A 15,310-nucleotide genomic window follows, 5' to 3' on the forward strand; every position below is an offset into this window, starting at 1 on the left:
ACGGCGCCCGGCGTAGGCCCGGCGCCGCTATCGATCATTTTTCTTCCGTTGCGGCCGCCAGCGATTCTCTGGCGGCTTTCTTCGCTTTGGCGCGGGCGATGGCCGCTGCCACCGCCGCCTTTCGCGGATCTTCCTCGGCGGTCGCCGGCGTCGTTTCCGCCGGTGCAGGGGCGTCCGCCTGCTGCGCCGCTTTCTTCGCTTTGGCGCGGGCGATAGCCGCTGCCACCGCCGCCTTTCGCGGATCTTCCTCGGCGGTCGCCGGTGCCGTTTCCGCCGGTGCAGGGGCGTCCGCCTGCTGCGCCGCTTTCTTGGCTTTGGCGCGGGCGATAGCCGCCGCCGCCGCCGCTTTACGCGGGTCTTCCTCAGTGGTTGTCGGCGTCGTTTCCGCCGGTGCAGGGGCGTCCGCCTGCTGCGCCGCTTTCTTGGCTTTAGCGCGCGCGATAGCCGCTGCCACCGCCGCCTTGCGCGGATCTTCCTCGGCGGTTGCCGGCGCCGTTTCCGCCGATGCAGGGGCGTCCGCCTGCTGCGCCGCTTTCTTGGCTTTGGCGCGCGCGATAGCCGCTGCCACCGCCGCCTTGCGCGGGTCTTCCTCGGCGGTTGCCGGCGTCGTTTCCGCTGGAGCAGGAACGCCCGCCTGCTGTGCCGCTTTCTTGGCCTTTACACGCGCCAGAGCGGCAGCGACCGCGGCCTTGCGCGGGTCTTCCTCGGCGGTTGCTGGCGTCGTTTCCGCTGGAGCAGGAGCGTCCGCCTGCTGCTCTGCTTTTTTGGCTTTGACGCGCGCCAGGGCGGCAGCGACCGCCGCCTTACGCGGATCGTCCTCTGTTACGGCAGGAGCAGTGCCATCTGCGGCCGGCGCTTCTTTGCGTGCTTTCACACGGGCCAGCGCTGCGGCCACGGCGGCTTTGCGCGCGTCGTCGCCGGAAACGGCCGGTGAGGCTTGCTCTGCTTCGGCAGCCAACTGGGCTCGGCGTTCGCGCGCCTGCGCTTTACGCGCTTCGCGGGCGGCGATCATCTCGCTGTTATCCGGCTGCTGGCCGTCGACCGGCGTGACCGCCGCTTCGGCATTTTTGCTGCGTACGCGCGCCAACGCGGCCTGCACCGCGCCCTGATCGTCGTCGGTCAGTTTGACGGCGGCTTTTTTGTGCCGCTCTTCGCGCGCCAGCTTCTCGCGCTCCAGACGGGCCAGTTTGGCTTCGTAACGCGCCTTGGCCTCGGCGGTGCGCGCTGCCTCCAGATCGATAGCCTTGATCTCGGCCTTTTCCTGACGGTAGTACTGCACCAGCGGGATGTTGCTGGGGCAGACGAACGCGCAGGCGCCGCATTCGATGCAGTCGAACAGGTTATGGTTGCGCGCCTTGTCGTGTTCTTGTCCGCGGCTGAACCAGTACAGCTGCTGCGGCAGCAGCCCAGCAGGGCAAGCGTCTACGCACAGGCCGCAGCGGATGCAGGATTGCTCCGGCTCCTGCGGCGTCATTTCATCGACCGTCGGCGCCAGAATGCAGTTGCTGATCTTGACGATCGGTACATTCAGCGCGGGCAGGGTGAAGCCCATCAGCGGGCCGCCCATGACTACCATCTGCTGCGCCTGCGGGCGGAAACCGGCGAAGTCGAGCAGGTGCTGCACCGGCGTGCCGATGCGCGCCCACAGGTTGCCCGGGCGCTCGATAGCCTCGCCGGTCAGGGTCACCACGCGCTCAATCAGCGGTTCGCCGTCGACGATTGCTCGTTTGATGGCGAAGGCGGTGCCGACGTTCTGCATCAGCACGCCGATGGCGGAGGAGTGCTTGCCGTGCGGCACTTCCTTGCCGGTCAGGATCTTGGTCAACTGCTTGGCGCCGCCGGACGGGTATTTGGTGGGGATAACGCGCAGCCCAATGCCGGACTGGCCGCGCAGCGCCTGCTTCAGCGCCGCGATCGCCTCCGGTTTATTGTCTTCGATGCCGATCAGCGTGACCTTGGGCTGCAGAATGTGTTGCAGGATCTGCGTGCCTTCGATGATCTGGTCGGCATGTTCCTGCATCAGGCGGTCGTCGGCGGTAATGTAAGGCTCGCACTCGGCGGCATTGAGGATCAGCGTTTCCACGCCGCTCATGCCGCCCTGCAGTTTGCTGGCGGTCGGGAAACCGGCGCCGCCCAGACCGGCGATGCCGGCCTGATGAATACGTTGAATCAGCTCTGCGGCGGGCGCCTGGCGATAGTCCGCCACCGGATCGCGCTCGCACCAGCGGTCTTCTCCGTCCGCCTCGATAATCACGCACAGTTCCGTCAGCCCGGAAGGGTGAGCGGTGATGTGCGGCGTGATGGCGCTGACGGTGCCCGAGGTTGGGGCGTGTACCGGCACGGTGCGGCCACGGCCGACGGTCAGCGGCTGGCCTTTCAACACCCGATCGCCGGCGTTGACGCACAGCTCGCCTTCCGGCCCCAGATGCTGCTGCAGCGGAATGATAAAGGTCTTGGGCAGGGGAGCGACACGCAGCGGCGCACCGCTGGACTGCGTTTTCATTTCCGGTGGATGGATCCCGCCGTCGAAATCCCAGATCCGGTCTTTTTTAAAGGCGGCGAACAGATTAAGCATGTTGCTCCACGTGGATCACTTGCACCGGGATCGTCTTCATGTCCCACTTCCAGTTGGCAGTGGTGGTGGCGACCGGTCTCATTTCAATACAGTCGGTAGGGCAAGGGGCGACGCACAGATCGCAGCCGGTGCAGAGGTCGGTGATGACGGTGTGCATGGCGCGGGTGGCGCCGACGATGGCGTCCACCGGGCAGGCCTGAATGCACTTGGTGCAGCCGATACAGTTGGCCTCGTCGATATAGGCCACTTTACGCTCCGGCTCGGCGGCGGCTTCGCTGCCCAGCGGCTGCGGCTCGACGTTGAGCAGCTCCGCCAGCTTCAGCATCACCTGTTCGCCACCCGGCGCGCATTTGTTGATCATCTCGCCGTTGGCCACCGCCTCGGCGTAGGGGCGGCAACCGGGGTAGCCGCACTGGCCGCACTGGCTCTGCGGCAGGATCGCGTCGACCTGCTCGGCGACCGGATCCTCTTCCACCTCAAAACGGCGCGCGGCATAGCCCAGCACCAGTCCGAACAGCAGCCCGAGCGCGCTTAAAGCCGCGATAGCTATCCACAACGCAGTCATTAGAATTTCACCAGCCCGGTAAAGCCCATAAAGGCCAGCGACATCAGCCCGGCGGTGATCAGCGCGATCGAGGAGCCACGGAACGGCGCCGGCACGTCGGCGACCGCCAGGCGTTCGCGAATGGCGGCGAACAGCACCATGACCAGCGAGAAACCGGCGGCGGCGCTAAAGCCGTAAACGGCGGACTGCAGGAAGTTGTAGCCGAGGTTGACGTTAAGCAACGCTACGCCCAGCACCGCGCAGTTGGTGGTGATCAACGGCAGGAAGATGCCCAGCAGGCGGTAGAGCGCCGGGCTGGTTTTGCGCACCACCATCTCGGTGAACTGCACGACGACGGCGATCACCAGAATGAAGGAGAGCGTGCGCAGATACACCAGATCCAGCGGAACCAGAATAAAGGTGTTGATCACCCAGGCGCTGACGGAGGCCAGCGTCATGACGAAGGTGGTGGCCATTCCCATGCCGATGGCGCTTTCCAGCTTCTTGGAAACGCCGAGGAACGGGCACAGGCCAAGAAACTTCACCAGAACGAAGTTGTTCACCAGTACGGTGCCGACAAACAGGAGCAGGTATTCGGTCATTGCGATGCCTAAAAAAATAAAAGCCGCCTATTATCGGGAATCGGCGGCCGGACGACAACATATGAATCGCAGGGGTATTGCCTTTTTTGGTGAAAATTTACACAAACCACCCAATAAAACGTGCTGCAAGCGCCTTTAACGTTCGGTAAAGGTCCCTTTGACCCGCTGCGAGCGCTTGATGTAAGGCACCAGCAGCGCCGCCATCAGCAGCGGCCAGCCGAGGCTGCGCACCGCCACTTCATCCGGCACCGGCGCGAAGGCGAAGGCTTTCACCGCCAGGATCACCGTGATCAGCAGCCACAGCAAGAACAGCTTGGGGAAGCGCTGCGAGCGCTGGCAAAATAAAAACAGCAGCCACAGGGTGAAGCACCACATCAAGAGCGTGGTCAGCACTGAAAAGTACCATTGCAGGGTAAACGCCTGGGCGTTGGTCAGCAGGTAATCGCGCGACTCGGGCATAAAGATCGCCATGGCGTACAGGAGCAGCATCAGGCTGGCGCTGAGCAGGGTGACGATCAGATAGGCCATCGGGGCCAGCAACCAACCGCCGATACGAGAGTATTCAGCTTGAGACATAAAGGCTTCCTGATTGAAACGGGGATCACAGGCGGCATAGCTTAGCGGGTAATACCGGCTTCGTCATCTCTATCAACCGGATAGCTCGGCATCACGGCGCGTGGCAGCACGTTTGGCTACTCGACGCCGTATTGAGCCCGCTTCAAATTAACATCTCATTTACTTCTTGTTCCATCCGGCCGCATGGTGTCAAATCGAAAGGTCTGTCGTGAGCCTGCAAGAGGAAATCCCATGGCTGAAAAAATTCGTGTCGGGCTGGTCGGTTACGGCTACGCCGGCAAAACCTTTCATGCGCCGCTGATCGCCGGTACGCCGGGGCTCGAGCTGGCCGCCGTCGCCAGCAGCGATGCCGGCAAAGTACACGCCGACTGGCCGTCGATGGCGGTGGTGGGCGATGCGCAGGCGCTGTTCGCCGATCCGGTCCTCGATCTGATCGTGATTCCTACCCCCAACGATACCCATTTCCCGCTGGCGCAGCAGGCGTTGGCCGCCGGCAAGCATGTGGTGGTGGATAAACCGTTTACCGTGACGTTGTCACAAGCGCAGGCGCTCCAACAGCAGGCGCAGCAGAGCGGTTTGCTGCTGTCGGTATTTCACAACCGCCGCTGGGACAGCGACTTCCTTACCCTGAAAGCGCTGCTGAATGAGGGTGCGCTGGGCGAGGTGGTCTATTTCGAGTCGCATTTCGATCGCTACCGGCCGCAGGTGCGCCAGCGCTGGCGCGAACAAGGCGGCGTCGGCAGCGGAATCTGGTACGATTTAGGGCCGCATCTGCTCGATCAGGCGTTGCAGTTATTCGGCAAGCCCGACCGGCTGTTCGTCGATTTGGGGGAGCTGCGGCCGGGCGCGCAGGCTGTGGACTATTTCCACGCGCTGCTGAGCTATGGCAATCGCCGCGTGGTGCTGCACGCCAGCATGCTGGCGGCGGCGGAGAGCCCGCGCTACGTGGTGCACGGTACCCGCGGCAGCTATATCAAATACGGCCTGGACCCGCAGGAAGACCGGCTGAAGGCCGGCGAGCGCCTGCCGCAGGCCGACTGGGGCTATGACATGCGCGACGGTGTGGTGACGCTGTCACGTGGCGATCTGCTGGCGGAGCAACCGCTGCTCAACATTCCCGGCAATTACCCGGCCTATTACGCCGCGGTGCGCGACGCGATCGCCGGCACAGGCGAAAATCCGGTGCCGGCCGCCGACGCCATTGCGGTGATGGCATTGATCGAACTGGGGCTGGAATCAGCCCGGCTGCAGCAGGCGCTGCCGGTGGCGTGATACCGCCCGTTTCTCCAGTGGCCCGGCGCAACGTCGGGCCTTTTTACGACTTTACGTGCAAGGAAATCCGTTTCATGTCCTGGTTGCAGCGTTTGCGCATTGATAAATTTTTGCTGGTTCTGATTTTGGTGGTGATCGTCGCCTCGCTGTTCCCCTGCGAAGGCATCTGGAAAACCTTCTTTGAACACCTGACCACCGCCGCCATCGCGCTGCTGTTCTTTATGCACGGCGCCAAGCTGTCGCGCGAGGCGATCGTCGCCGGCATGAGCCACTGGAAGCTGCATCTGCTGGTGTTCCTCAGCACCTTTGCGCTGTTCCCGCTGCTTGGGCTGGCGATGAACCTGCTGGTGCCGGGCATCATGACGCCGACGGTCTATCTCGGCTTCCTCTACCTGTGCGCGCTGCCGGCCACGGTGCAATCGGCCATCGCCTTTACCTCGGCGGCGGGCGGCAACGTGGCGGCGGCGATCTGCAGCGCCTCGGCGTCGAGCATTCTCGGCGTGTTCCTGTCGCCGCTGCTGGTGGGGGCGTTGATGCATACCCAGGGCGGCAACACCGACGTGCTGCACGCCATCGGTTCAATCATTCTGCAGCTGATGGTGCCGTTCGTGGTTGGCCATCTGGCGCGGCCGCTGATCGGCAAGTGGGTCGATCGCCATCGCAAGCTGATCAACCTGACCGACCGCTCGTCGATCCTGCTGGTGGTGTACACCGCGTTCAGCGCGGCGGTGGTGGAAGGGATTTGGCACCGTATCGACGGCTGGTCGCTGCTGACCATCCTGGTGATGTCGCTGGTGCTGCTGACGGTGGTGTTGGTGATCAACACCTATGCGGCGCGCTGGCTGGGCTTCAATACCGCCGATGAGATCACCATCGTTTTCTGCGGCTCGAAAAAGAGCCTGGCGAACGGCATCCCGATGGCCAACGTGCTGTTCCCGGCTGCAGCGGTGGGCGCCATGGTGCTGCCGCTGATGATTTTCCACCAGGTGCAACTGATGGTGTGCGCGGTGCTGGCGCAGCGCTATGCGCGTAAAACCGCCAAACAGCGGGCCGAGGCGGAGGCGCTGGTGGCCAAATAAAGCACAGGCCGCTAACGGCGGCCCAGCGCGTCGAGCAGAAAGTCGGCGCGCTCGTCGGGTGAGGCGCGCGGCAGTTCCTGCAGCCGATAACCCGATCGGCGGTAGACGGCCAGCATCGCTTGGTAGGTCTGCTCGGCTTCGGCGAAAGATTGTTTTCTCTCGCTGTCCTGCGCGTAGATCGCTTGCCACGGCGGGGCGATGAACACCGTATCGGCATAGCGAAAAGCGCCGATCGCCGCGGTTAAGGGGGCGGGGATCGGCAACCCGCACAGCGTCAGGTAACCGGCGATATCCGGCAGGCCGCGATCGAAGAACCAGCATGTTGCGCCCGTCGCTTCTCGCCATGAGCGCAGCTCCCAATCCAGCATCCGCTCGGCGAAAGCCTGGCGATCGCCCCATGGCAGCGCATTGCCGCCAATACCCACCTGATCCTGAATAATCGCCCGGCCCGCCTCCTGCGAATGCGGGTAACCTCGGCGATGAAGAACGTCGATGAGCGTGCTTTTGCCCGAACCCGGGCCGCCGGTCAGCACGATGCGGCGTAGTTTGTCAGACATACGGAATTCCTCTCTTGCGGCAGAGCTATGGGTGAAAACAGCGATAAAGACGAGCAGGCGGAAGAAAATGGGGGGGGTGAGAAGAAGGCGCCGCTTGGCGCCTTGGGGAGATTTAACCCTGAACTTTGGCGCGCAGCGCCTGTTTTTCCTGCTCGCTGAGGAAGGCCAGCTTCAGGCCGTTTTCCTGTGCGGTGCGGATTTCCTCCGGCGTCAGCCCGGCCTGCGGTGCGGCGACGCGGTATTCGTGCTCGATCTCGATGCCCTGAACCGCCGGATCGTCGGTGTTGATCGATGCCAGCACGCCGTGGCGCAGGAAGGTGGCCAGCGGATGCTGCGCCAGCGAAGGCACGGTGCTGGTCTGGATGTTGGAGGTCAGGCAGGATTCGATGCCGATGCCGTGTTCCGCCAGGAAGTCCATCAGCGCCGGATCTTCGACCGCTTTCACCCCGTGGCCGATACGCTCGGCGCCCAGTTCGCGGATCGCCTGCCAGATGCTTTCCGGGCCGGCGGCTTCGCCCGCGTGCACGGTGATGCGCAGGCCGGCGTCGCGCGCGCGGTTGAAGTGGTTGAGGAACAGGCTGCCGGGGAAGCCCAGCTCATCGCCCGCCAAATCCAGCGCGGTAATGCCGTCGCGGTGCGCCAGCAACCCTTCCAATTCCTGCAGACAGGCGGCCTCGCCAAAGGTGCGGCTCATGATGCCGATCAGGCGAATGTCGATGTCGCGATCGCGGCAGCCCGAACGGATCCCGTCGATCACCGCTTCCACCACGCCGGCGACCGGCAGCTGGTGCTTCATCGCCATGTAGTAAGGGGAAAAACGCAGCTCGGCGTAGTGCAGGCCGGCGTTGGCGGCGTCTTCGACGTTTTCGTAGGCCACGCGGCGGCAGGCGTCCAGATCGCCCAGCACCGCTACGCCCCAGTCCAGTTTCTGCAGGAAGCTGACCAGATCCGGTTCGGCGTGGGTGATCTGCACGTGCGGGCGCAGGCTCTCCAAATCGTTGGCCGGCAGGGCGAGATTGAACTGGCGACCGAGGTCGAGAATGGTCTGCGCGCGGATATTGCCGTCGAGATGGCGGTGAATGTCGGTAAGCGGTAGGCGGGGATCGATCATGCTGGGCACTCGCTAATTTATCGTAGGTAAAGTGCAGAACAGTATAAAAACAAATGAATGAAACTTGCCATCTCGTTGCATAAAAAAGTGACTTGCATCACAAATAATGCGAGGTGTATCGCATTATCGTCGTGAATCAGGCTTTCAACACGCTGACGCCCGCCTGCTGCAACGGCGCGATCAATGCGTCGTCGGTGGCGCGTTCAACGATGATGGTATGCGCCAGCGTAATGTCACCGATCGCATACTGCGAGGCGGCGTTAAGCTTGGCGGCGGAAGCCAGCACCACGGTTTCCGCCGCGCGGGCCGCCAGCGCCCGCTTGATGTAGGCCTCTTCCAGATCGCCGGTGCTCAGCCCTGCAGTGGGGTGCACGCCGGTCACGCCCATAAAATAGAGATCGGCGCGAATATGCGACATCGCCTCCACCGCGGCGGCGCCGACGCTGACGATCGAATGCTTGTACAGCCGGCCGCCGATCAGGATCACCTCCACCGTGGGGTGATCGACCAGGCCCACGGCGACGCTGGGGCTGTGGGTGACGATGGTGGCGTTCAGGTTGAGCGGCAGCTGCCGGACCAGTTCTGCAGAGGTGGTGCCACCGTCGATAATCACTACCTGGCCGGGGGCGATCAGCGCCGCTGCGGCTTTGGCGATCGCGCGTTTGGCGCCGGATTCCAACTGATTGCGCTCGGCGAAGCTGGCAATGGCAGAGGAAACCGGCAGGGCGCCGCCATGTACCCGCTGCAGCAACCCCTCGGCGTCCAGTTCGCGCAGATCGCGCCGGACAGTATCTTCCGACAACCCAAACATTTCGCTGAGCTGCTTGGCCAACACCTGGCCGTCCTGGGCCAGTTTTTCCAGGATGATCTTCTTGCGCTGGCTGGTCAACATGGCCATTTTCCTCTCAAATTTGGGTTGCACGAAATTTCTTGATCATACACGAAACTGCACGATAGTATCAATTTCCTTCCTCTGGCGGAGTAAACCGATGATAGCCACCAAAGACAGGGTTCGCATTGTCGAAACCCGGGTGTTGTCCGATGACTGGTACCTGCTGAAAAAAACCACCTTTGATTTTCTGCGGCGCGACGGCGTTTGGCAGCGACAAAGCCGTGAGACCTACGATCGCGGCGATGGCGCGGTGATTTTGCTGTTCAACCGGCAGGCGCAAACGGTGATCCTGACGCGCCAGTTCCGTTTTCCGGTGTTCGTCAACGGCCATGACGGCATGTTGATTGAGGCCGCCGCCGGTTTGCTGGACAACGCGTCGCCGGAGGAGCGCATCCGCGCCGAAGCGGAAGAGGAAACCGGCTATTTCGTGCAGAGCGTGGAAAAGGTGTTCGAAGCCTACATGAGCCCAGGCTCGGTCACCGAGAAGCTGCACTTTTTCGTCGGCGAATATCAGGCGGGCGACCGCATCAACGAGGGCGGCGGGGTGGCGGCGGAGGGGGAAGATCTGGAGGTGCTCGAGCTGCCGCTGGCGCAAGCCCTGCAGGCGGTTCGCCAGGGCACGATCGTTGACGCCAAGACCATCATGCTGCTGCAGTTTGTCGCCTTGAACCGGACATTGGAGGAAGAACGATGAAAGCCCAACAAATCTTGATCGCCGGCCCCTATCGCAGCGGCACCGATGGCGATCCGCAGCGTATCGCCGCCAATCTGGCGCGCCTGGAACAGGCGGCGCTGGCGGTTTACCAGCGGGGGCACGTGCCGGTGATCGGCGAGTGGCTGGCGCTGCCGTTGGCGGCGGCGGCGGGTTCCACTCAGGTTGGCGATGCGGTGAGCGAGGCGTTTCTTTACCCGGTGGCCCACCGGCTGATTGCGCAGTGTCAGGCGGTGTATCGCATCGAAGGGGCGTCTGCGGGAGCCGATAACGACGTGCGGTTGGCCAACGAGTGGGGCCTGACGGTTTATCGCCGCCTGGAGGACATTCCGCCTGTTCAGGGGTAATCGAGGGGCGGGCAGAGGCTCGCCCCCTCGCGCTATTGCTCGCCCAGCACCAACCGCAATCCGGCGATCAGCTTGTCCATGCCGGCCTCCAACTTGCTGCGCGGGCAGCCGACGTTGAGGCGCAGGAACCCGCGGCCTTCCTCGCCGTAGGTAAAGCCCGGCATGATCGCCACCTTTTCGCGCTCGATCAGCACCTGCTGCAGCGCCCGATCGTCAACGGCCAACGGCCGCAGATCGATCCAGGCCAGGTAGGTGGCCTGCGGCGGGCGCCAGCCCAGCGCCGGAAACGCCTGTTCCAACCGCTCGGCGACGTAGGTCAGATTATCCTGCAGATAGTCGCGCAGGGAATCCAACCAGGGTTCTCCGTGGCGATAGGCGGCCACGTGCGCGGCGACTGCCAGCACCGCCGGCGAGGAGAGGCCGTCGCGGGCTTTGAGCTGCTGGAAGTAGGCTTCGCGGCTGGCGTCGTCGCTGATGAAGCCGTAGGCGCCGGTCAGCGCCGGGATATTGAAACTCTTGGAGCCGGAGGTCAGCAGGGCCCAGACGCCGGTCGCCACCTGGCTCCACGGCGTATGGCGGTGTTCCCCCCAGACCATGTCCATGTGGATCTCATCGCTGATGACGCGCACGTCGTGGCGCTCGCACAGTTCGGCCATCTGCTGCAGCTCGTCGCGGCGCCACACTTTGCCGGTGGGGTTATGCGGGCTGCACAGCAGCAGGATCTTGGTCTGCGGCCGCGCCAGCAAGGCCTCAAGGTGCGCCATGTCGCAGCGCCAGTCGTCGCCGGCTTTTTGCAGCGGGCAGGCCAACAGCTGGCGCTGGTTGGCGAGGATCACCTTGTAGAAGGCGTCGTAGGCCGGAGTATGGGTCACCACGTAGTCGCCCGGTACGGACCATTGGCGGATCAGCTGCGCCGCCATGTAGATAACGGAAGGGCCGTACACCGCCGTTGCGGTGTCGATGGCGGCGTTGAAACGTTGCTGATACCAGTGGCGCAGCGCGCCGAGAAAATCCTCGTGCTGCCAGCGGCTGTAGCCCAGCACGCCGTGCTGCAGGCGCTGCTGCAACGCCTCGAGAATGCACGGCGCGGTGGCGAAATCCATATCGGAGATGGTGAACGGCAGCAGATCGGCGCTGCCGAAGCGATCGGCGATATAGTCCCACTGGGTGCACCAGGTGCCGTGGCGGTCGATCGGGGTGGCGAAATCAAACATGGGTGGCTCCCTGCAGCGCCGCGGCAGGTTGCGCCGTGGCTATCAGTGAGTCTAATTCATCCTTCACCGATTGCACCTGTGGGCCGATCACCACCTGCAGATTATGCTCGTTGAGATGCACTACGCCGATGGCGCGGTTGGCCTTCAGCGCCGCGTCGTCCACCCGGCTCATGTCGTTGACCGACAGGCGCAGGCGGGTGATGCAGTTGTCCAGCGTGATGATGTTGTCCGGGCCGCCGAGCGCCGCCAAAATCGCCGGCACGTTGTAGCCGGATTTGCCCACCGCGCCGGCCGGCGCGCTCTGGCTGACGGCGCTGTCGCTTTCGCGGCCCGGCGTTTTGATGTTAAAGCGCTGGATGGCGAAGCGGAAAATGGCGTAATAGCCGACAAACCAGACGGCGGCCACCACCGGCACCAGATACCACTTGGTGGCGGTGCCGTGCAGAATGCCGAACACCACGAAGTCGATGATATTGCCGTCGGTGTTGCCGATGGTCACGCCCAGCAGCGCCATCACGGTAAAGCCCAACCCGGTGAGCAGTGCGTGGATCAGGTAGAGGAACGGCGCGACGAACAGGAACAGGAACTCGATCGGCTCGGTGGTGCCGCCGACCACGCAGGCCACCACGCCGGAAATCAACAGCCCTTTGATTTTATGGCGGTTCTCAGGTTTAGCGCAGTGATACATCGCCAGCGCCGCGCCCGGCAGCCCGCCGAGGAACGCCGGCATTTTACCCTGCGAAAGGAAGCGAGTGGCGCTCTCGGCGAAGCCGGTGGTGGTTGGGCAGGAGAGCTGCGCCTGGAAGATGGTAAGGGCGCCGCTGACGCTGTGGCCGCACACTTCCATCGTGCCGCCCGCCTCGGTAAAGCGGATCAGCGCCACCAGTATGTGCTGCAGGCCGAACGGCAGCAGCAAGCGTTCGCCGGTGCCGAACAGCATCGGGCCAAAGGCGCCGGCGCTGTTGATCACCCAGCCCAGCCCGGTGATGCCGGCGGCGAACCACGGCCAGATCAGCGGGATCACCAGGCCGCACAGGCCCAGCACCACGGTGGTGACGATCGGCACGAAGCGCGTGCCGCCGAAGAACGCCAGCGCGTCCGGCAGGCGGATGGTGTGGAAACGTTCATGCAGGCGATAGACGATGATGCCGACGATCACCGCGCCGAGGATGCCGGTATCGATCGACTGAATGCCGAGAATGTTCTGGATATTGTTGGCTTTCAGCACCAGCGGATCGCTGGTGGGCAGCACGCCGGCGGCGGTCAGGTAGAAATTGGTGCCCAGATTCAGCACGGCGAAGCCGACGAAGCCGGAGAAGGCGGCGACGCCCTTGTTCTCACGCGCCATGCCCAGCGGAATGGCGATGGCGAACATCACCGGCAGGAAGCTGAAGGCGAAGGAACCGACCTTGCTCATCCAGGTAAAGATCAGCTGGAAGATCGGGTGGCCGATAAACGGCATCAGGGTGATCACGTCGCGGCTGCTCAGCGAGCTGCCGATCCCCAGCATGATGCCGCAGAAAGAGAGCAAGGCGACGGGCAACATGAAGGTTTTGCCCAGGCTCTGGAAGAACTCCCAGAGGGTGATTTTTGGTTTGTTGGCTGCTGACATAACCGACTTCTCCTGGCGAAAAGACGAGCAAAAAGGGGACTTCTGATTAGGTAAAAAGAAGATAAAACGTTTTACCTAGCAAAAATGCGCCGCCAATCACAAATCTGCCGCCCGGTTTTTGGCGACAATGCGGCAGGCAGTAAAACGTTTTACTGAGCTAACGGATTCGGTATACCCTTGATCATTACGGCGGGTTGCCCAGGAACGGGTTCGCAGAGACTATGAGCATCAAAAAAATCACCATCACCGATGTGGCGCAGCAGGCGGGCGTGTCGGTCACCACGGTTTCCCTGGTGTTGAGCGGCAAGGGGCGCATTTCGCCGACCACCGTCGAGAAGGTCAATCAGGCGATAGAGCTGCTGGGCTACGTGCGCAATCGCCAGGCGGCGACGCTGCGCGGCGGGGAGTCCGGGGTGATTGGCCTTATTCTGCGCGACATCTGCGAACCCTTCTATGCCGAAATGACCGCCGGGCTGAGCGAAGCGCTGGAGGCGCACGACAAGCTGCTGTTTTTGACGCAGAGCGGGCGCGACGGCCAGGGCCTGCAGCGGGCGTTTGACGCGCTGCTGGCGCAGGGCGTCGACGGCATCGTGCTGGCGGGCGGCATTCGCGCGGCGGCGGGCCTGCAGGAGAAGGCGGCCGAGCAGGGCGTACCGCTGGTCTGCGTGGCGCGCTCCAGCGGTCTCGATGGCGTGGACGTGGTGCGGCCGGACAACATGCAGGCCGCCAAGCTGGCCACCGAATTTTTGATCAAGCGCGGCCACAGCCAAATCGCCTACCTCGGCGGCCAGAGCGATTCATTGACGCGCGCCGAGCGGCTGGGCGGCTTTTGCGCCACGCTGGTGCAGTACGGCCTGCCGTTTCGCAGCGAATGGATCGTCGAGTGCGATTGCCGGCAGCGCCAGGCGGCGGAAGCGGCGGAGCAACTGCTGCGCCATTACCCGAACATTACCGCCATCGTCTGCCACAAGGCGTCGGTGGCGCTCGGCGCCTATTTTGGCCTGGCGCGTAGCGGCCGCAGCATCGGTTCGGACGGGGTAGACGCCTACTACGGGCGGCAGGTGGCGCTGATCGGCTTCGGTGACGTGCCGGAGGCCGAACTGACCGAGCCGCCGCTGACCTTCGTCTCCAGCTCGGCGCGGGAAGTGGGGCGCAGCGCCGCCGCGCGCCTGCTGCAGCGCATCGGTGACGCCGACCTGCCGGCGCAGAACGTCATTCTGCCGCCGACGCTGATCCGGCGCGGTTCCGCCTAGCCCTGCCGCTGTTCCTCTTCCGCCTCCCGGCGGATCCAGCCGATAAAGGTTTTCATCGCCGGCGTCAGATCCCGCGATTTCAAATGGGTCAGCCAATAGGCGCCGAGCGCGGCCTCGGCGGCAAACGGCCGCTGCAGCGCGCCGGCGGCCAGTTCGCGGCGGAACATGCTGACCGGCGCCAGCGCCACGCCGTCGCACTGGATAGCGCCTTCCACCATCAGCCTTGACGAGTCGAACACCGGGCCGTTGATCCGCCACGGCGTCACCTGTGCCGCCGCGAACCAGCGCTCCCATTCATCCTTGCGGTAGGTGCGCATCAGCTGCTCGTGCTGCAGATCCTGCGGCGTGCGCAGGCGCGCGGCGACCGCCGGCGGGCAGAGCACCGTCAGCGGCGCGTCGAACAGCTTGATATTGCAGGTGGCGGGCCAGAGCCCTTCGCCGAAGCGGATGGCGAAATCCATGCCGTCGGCCGACAGATTGACCAGGTTGTTGTGGGTGAGCACCCGCAGATCGATAAACGGGTGCGCCGTGCGGAACGCCGCCAGCCGCGGCATCAGCCAGCCGACGGCGAAGGTGCCGACCACCGCCACCGTCAGCACCTCGTGGAAATGCCCGCCTTCGAACTGCTGCAGCACCGCCTCGATGCGGTCGAAGGCGTCGCTCAATACCGGCAGCAGCGCCTGGCCCTCTTCGGTCAGATCCAGCCCGCGCGGCAGGCGGCGGAACAGCTGAATGCCCAGCTGTTCTTCCAGCATGCGCACCTGCTGGCTGACGGCGGCCTGGGTGACGCGCAGCTCCAGACCGGCGCGGGTGAAGTTCAGGTGACGAGCGGAGGATTCGAACGCCCGCAGGGCGTTGAGGGGAAGTCGATTGCGCATTGTCGATAGCCATAAGTTTTTCTTTATGCTGGCTGAAATTATTATCGCTTGTCAACCCGGCGGCAAAATCCGATATTTGGCGCGGC

15 protein-coding genes are annotated in these 15,310 nt (G+C 63.7%); 5 read left to right on the forward strand and 10 right to left on the reverse strand.

Annotation, left to right across the window (positions count from 1 at the left end):
• Positions 1 to 34: 34 nt before the first annotated feature.
• From rsxC to EKL15_RS05685, 4 genes are all read right to left on the reverse strand, one after another.
• On the reverse strand, positions 35 to 2,575 hold the full coding sequence (gene rsxC / locus EKL15_RS05670; protein WP_203089043.1) for an electron transport complex subunit RsxC: 2,541 nt from the start codon (positions 2,573 to 2,575) through the stop codon (positions 35 to 37).
• Positions 2,568 to 3,140, reverse strand: a complete 573-nt coding sequence (gene rsxB / locus EKL15_RS05675) for an electron transport complex subunit RsxB (RefSeq protein WP_004938428.1) — start codon at positions 3,138 to 3,140, stop codon at positions 2,568 to 2,570. Before rsxB ends, rsxC begins: the two co-directional genes overlap by 8 nt.
• Positions 3,140 to 3,721, reverse strand: a complete 582-nt coding sequence (gene rsxA / locus EKL15_RS05680) for an electron transport complex subunit RsxA (protein WP_004938443.1) — start codon at positions 3,719 to 3,721, stop codon at positions 3,140 to 3,142. Before rsxA ends, rsxB begins: the two co-directional genes overlap by 1 nt.
• Positions 3,722 to 3,856: 135 nt before the next feature.
• A complete protein-coding gene (locus EKL15_RS05685) occupies positions 3,857 to 4,297 on the reverse strand; it encodes a DUF2569 domain-containing protein (RefSeq protein WP_060440040.1) in 441 nt (146 codons plus the stop codon).
• A gap of 231 nt (positions 4,298 to 4,528) precedes the next feature.
• On the opposite strand from EKL15_RS05685, the gene EKL15_RS05690 reads away from it, so the two are divergent.
• Together EKL15_RS05690 and EKL15_RS05695 are read left to right on the forward strand one after the other, a co-directional pair.
• Positions 4,529 to 5,569, forward strand: coding sequence for an oxidoreductase (locus EKL15_RS05690; protein WP_100396345.1), 1,041 nt, complete (start codon positions 4,529 to 4,531; stop codon positions 5,567 to 5,569).
• A 74-nt stretch (positions 5,570 to 5,643) separates the two neighbouring features.
• Positions 5,644 to 6,648 (forward strand): bile acid:sodium symporter family protein, encoded by a 1,005-nt coding sequence (locus EKL15_RS05695; RefSeq protein WP_038873888.1) that lies wholly within the window; start codon positions 5,644 to 5,646, stop codon positions 6,646 to 6,648.
• A gap of 11 nt (positions 6,649 to 6,659) precedes the next feature.
• Here EKL15_RS05695 and EKL15_RS05700 read toward each other — a convergent pair whose 3' ends face one another.
• The 3 genes from EKL15_RS05700 to EKL15_RS05710 form a co-directional block, all read right to left on the reverse strand.
• On the reverse strand, positions 6,660 to 7,205 hold the full coding sequence (locus EKL15_RS05700; RefSeq protein WP_070914928.1) for an AAA family ATPase: 546 nt from the start codon (positions 7,203 to 7,205) through the stop codon (positions 6,660 to 6,662).
• Between the two features lie 112 nt (positions 7,206 to 7,317).
• The gene (add, locus tag EKL15_RS05705; RefSeq protein ID WP_019455941.1) at positions 7,318 to 8,316 is read right to left on the reverse strand and encodes an adenosine deaminase; all 999 of its coding nucleotides are present in this window, start codon (positions 8,314 to 8,316) and stop codon (positions 7,318 to 7,320) included.
• Between the two features lie 136 nt (positions 8,317 to 8,452).
• Positions 8,453 to 9,208, reverse strand: coding sequence for a DeoR/GlpR family DNA-binding transcription regulator (locus tag EKL15_RS05710; protein WP_049201919.1), 756 nt, complete (start codon positions 9,206 to 9,208; stop codon positions 8,453 to 8,455).
• Between the two features lie 97 nt (positions 9,209 to 9,305).
• On the opposite strand from EKL15_RS05710, the gene EKL15_RS05715 reads away from it, so the two are divergent.
• Both EKL15_RS05715 and EKL15_RS05720 read left to right on the forward strand, forming a co-directional pair.
• Positions 9,306 to 9,902, forward strand: coding sequence for an NUDIX domain-containing protein (locus EKL15_RS05715; protein ID WP_100396346.1), 597 nt, complete (start codon positions 9,306 to 9,308; stop codon positions 9,900 to 9,902).
• Positions 9,899 to 10,267: a hypothetical protein gene (locus EKL15_RS05720; RefSeq protein WP_060419134.1), complete on the forward strand. Its 369-nt coding sequence runs from the start codon at positions 9,899 to 9,901 to the stop codon at positions 10,265 to 10,267. Before EKL15_RS05715 ends, EKL15_RS05720 begins: the two co-directional genes overlap by 4 nt.
• 32 nt (positions 10,268 to 10,299) lie before the next feature.
• On the opposite strand, the gene EKL15_RS05725 is transcribed toward EKL15_RS05720, so the two are convergent.
• Together EKL15_RS05725 and malX are read right to left on the reverse strand one after the other, a co-directional pair.
• On the reverse strand, positions 10,300 to 11,481 hold the full coding sequence (locus tag EKL15_RS05725; protein WP_100396347.1) for a MalY/PatB family protein: 1,182 nt from the start codon (positions 11,479 to 11,481) through the stop codon (positions 10,300 to 10,302).
• Positions 11,474 to 13,093, reverse strand: coding sequence for a maltose/glucose-specific PTS transporter subunit IIBC (gene malX / locus EKL15_RS05730; RefSeq protein WP_049201912.1), 1,620 nt, complete (start codon positions 13,091 to 13,093; stop codon positions 11,474 to 11,476). The genes EKL15_RS05725 and malX overlap by 8 nt, the downstream gene beginning before the upstream one ends.
• A 221-nt stretch (positions 13,094 to 13,314) precedes the next feature.
• Here malX and EKL15_RS05735 point away from each other — a divergent pair, with 221 nt between their 5' ends.
• Positions 13,315 to 14,346 (forward strand): Mal regulon transcriptional regulator MalI, encoded by a 1,032-nt coding sequence (locus EKL15_RS05735; protein WP_100396348.1) that lies wholly within the window; start codon positions 13,315 to 13,317, stop codon positions 14,344 to 14,346.
• Here EKL15_RS05735 and EKL15_RS05740 read toward each other — a convergent pair.
• A complete protein-coding gene (locus EKL15_RS05740) occupies positions 14,343 to 15,224 on the reverse strand; it encodes a LysR family transcriptional regulator (protein ID WP_049196838.1) in 882 nt (293 codons plus the stop codon). The genes EKL15_RS05735 and EKL15_RS05740 overlap by 4 nt on opposite strands.
• Positions 15,225 to 15,310: the final 86 nt, after the last annotated feature.

It is taken from the genome of Serratia sp. 4542 (assembly GCF_016805595.1).
In the GTDB taxonomy this organism is placed as follows: Bacteria; Pseudomonadota; Gammaproteobacteria; order Enterobacterales; family Enterobacteriaceae; genus Serratia; species Serratia nevei.

Excerpts from the sequence above, each read along its gene's own strand:
- rsxC (WP_203089043.1), bottom strand. The coding sequence starts at position 2,575 with ATGCTTAATCTGTTCGCCGCCTTTAAAAAAGACCGGATCTGGGATTTC.
- rsxB (WP_004938428.1), bottom strand. The coding sequence starts at position 3,140 with ATGACTGCGTTGTGGATAGCTATCGCGGCTTTAAGCGCGCTCGGGCTG.
- rsxA (WP_004938443.1), bottom strand. The coding sequence starts at position 3,721 with ATGACCGAATACCTGCTCCTGTTTGTCGGCACCGTACTGGTGAACAAC.
- EKL15_RS05685 (WP_060440040.1), bottom strand. The coding sequence starts at position 4,297 with ATGTCTCAAGCTGAATACTCTCGTATCGGCGGTTGGTTGCTGGCCCCG.
- EKL15_RS05690 (WP_100396345.1), top strand. The coding sequence starts at position 4,529 with ATGGCTGAAAAAATTCGTGTCGGGCTGGTCGGTTACGGCTACGCCGGC.
- EKL15_RS05695 (WP_038873888.1), top strand. The coding sequence starts at position 5,644 with ATGTCCTGGTTGCAGCGTTTGCGCATTGATAAATTTTTGCTGGTTCTG.
- EKL15_RS05700 (WP_070914928.1), bottom strand. The coding sequence starts at position 7,205 with ATGTCTGACAAACTACGCCGCATCGTGCTGACCGGCGGCCCGGGTTCG.
- add (WP_019455941.1), bottom strand. The coding sequence starts at position 8,316 with ATGATCGATCCCCGCCTACCGCTTACCGACATTCACCGCCATCTCGAC.
- EKL15_RS05710 (WP_049201919.1), bottom strand. The coding sequence starts at position 9,208 with ATGTTGACCAGCCAGCGCAAGAAGATCATCCTGGAAAAACTGGCCCAG.
- EKL15_RS05715 (WP_100396346.1), top strand. The coding sequence starts at position 9,306 with ATGATAGCCACCAAAGACAGGGTTCGCATTGTCGAAACCCGGGTGTTG.
- EKL15_RS05720 (WP_060419134.1), top strand. The coding sequence starts at position 9,899 with ATGAAAGCCCAACAAATCTTGATCGCCGGCCCCTATCGCAGCGGCACC.
- EKL15_RS05725 (WP_100396347.1), bottom strand. The coding sequence starts at position 11,481 with ATGTTTGATTTCGCCACCCCGATCGACCGCCACGGCACCTGGTGCACC.
- malX (WP_049201912.1), bottom strand. The coding sequence starts at position 13,093 with ATGTCAGCAGCCAACAAACCAAAAATCACCCTCTGGGAGTTCTTCCAG.
- EKL15_RS05735 (WP_100396348.1), top strand. The coding sequence starts at position 13,315 with ATGAGCATCAAAAAAATCACCATCACCGATGTGGCGCAGCAGGCGGGC.
- EKL15_RS05740 (WP_049196838.1), bottom strand. The coding sequence starts at position 15,224 with ATGCGCAATCGACTTCCCCTCAACGCCCTGCGGGCGTTCGAATCCTCC.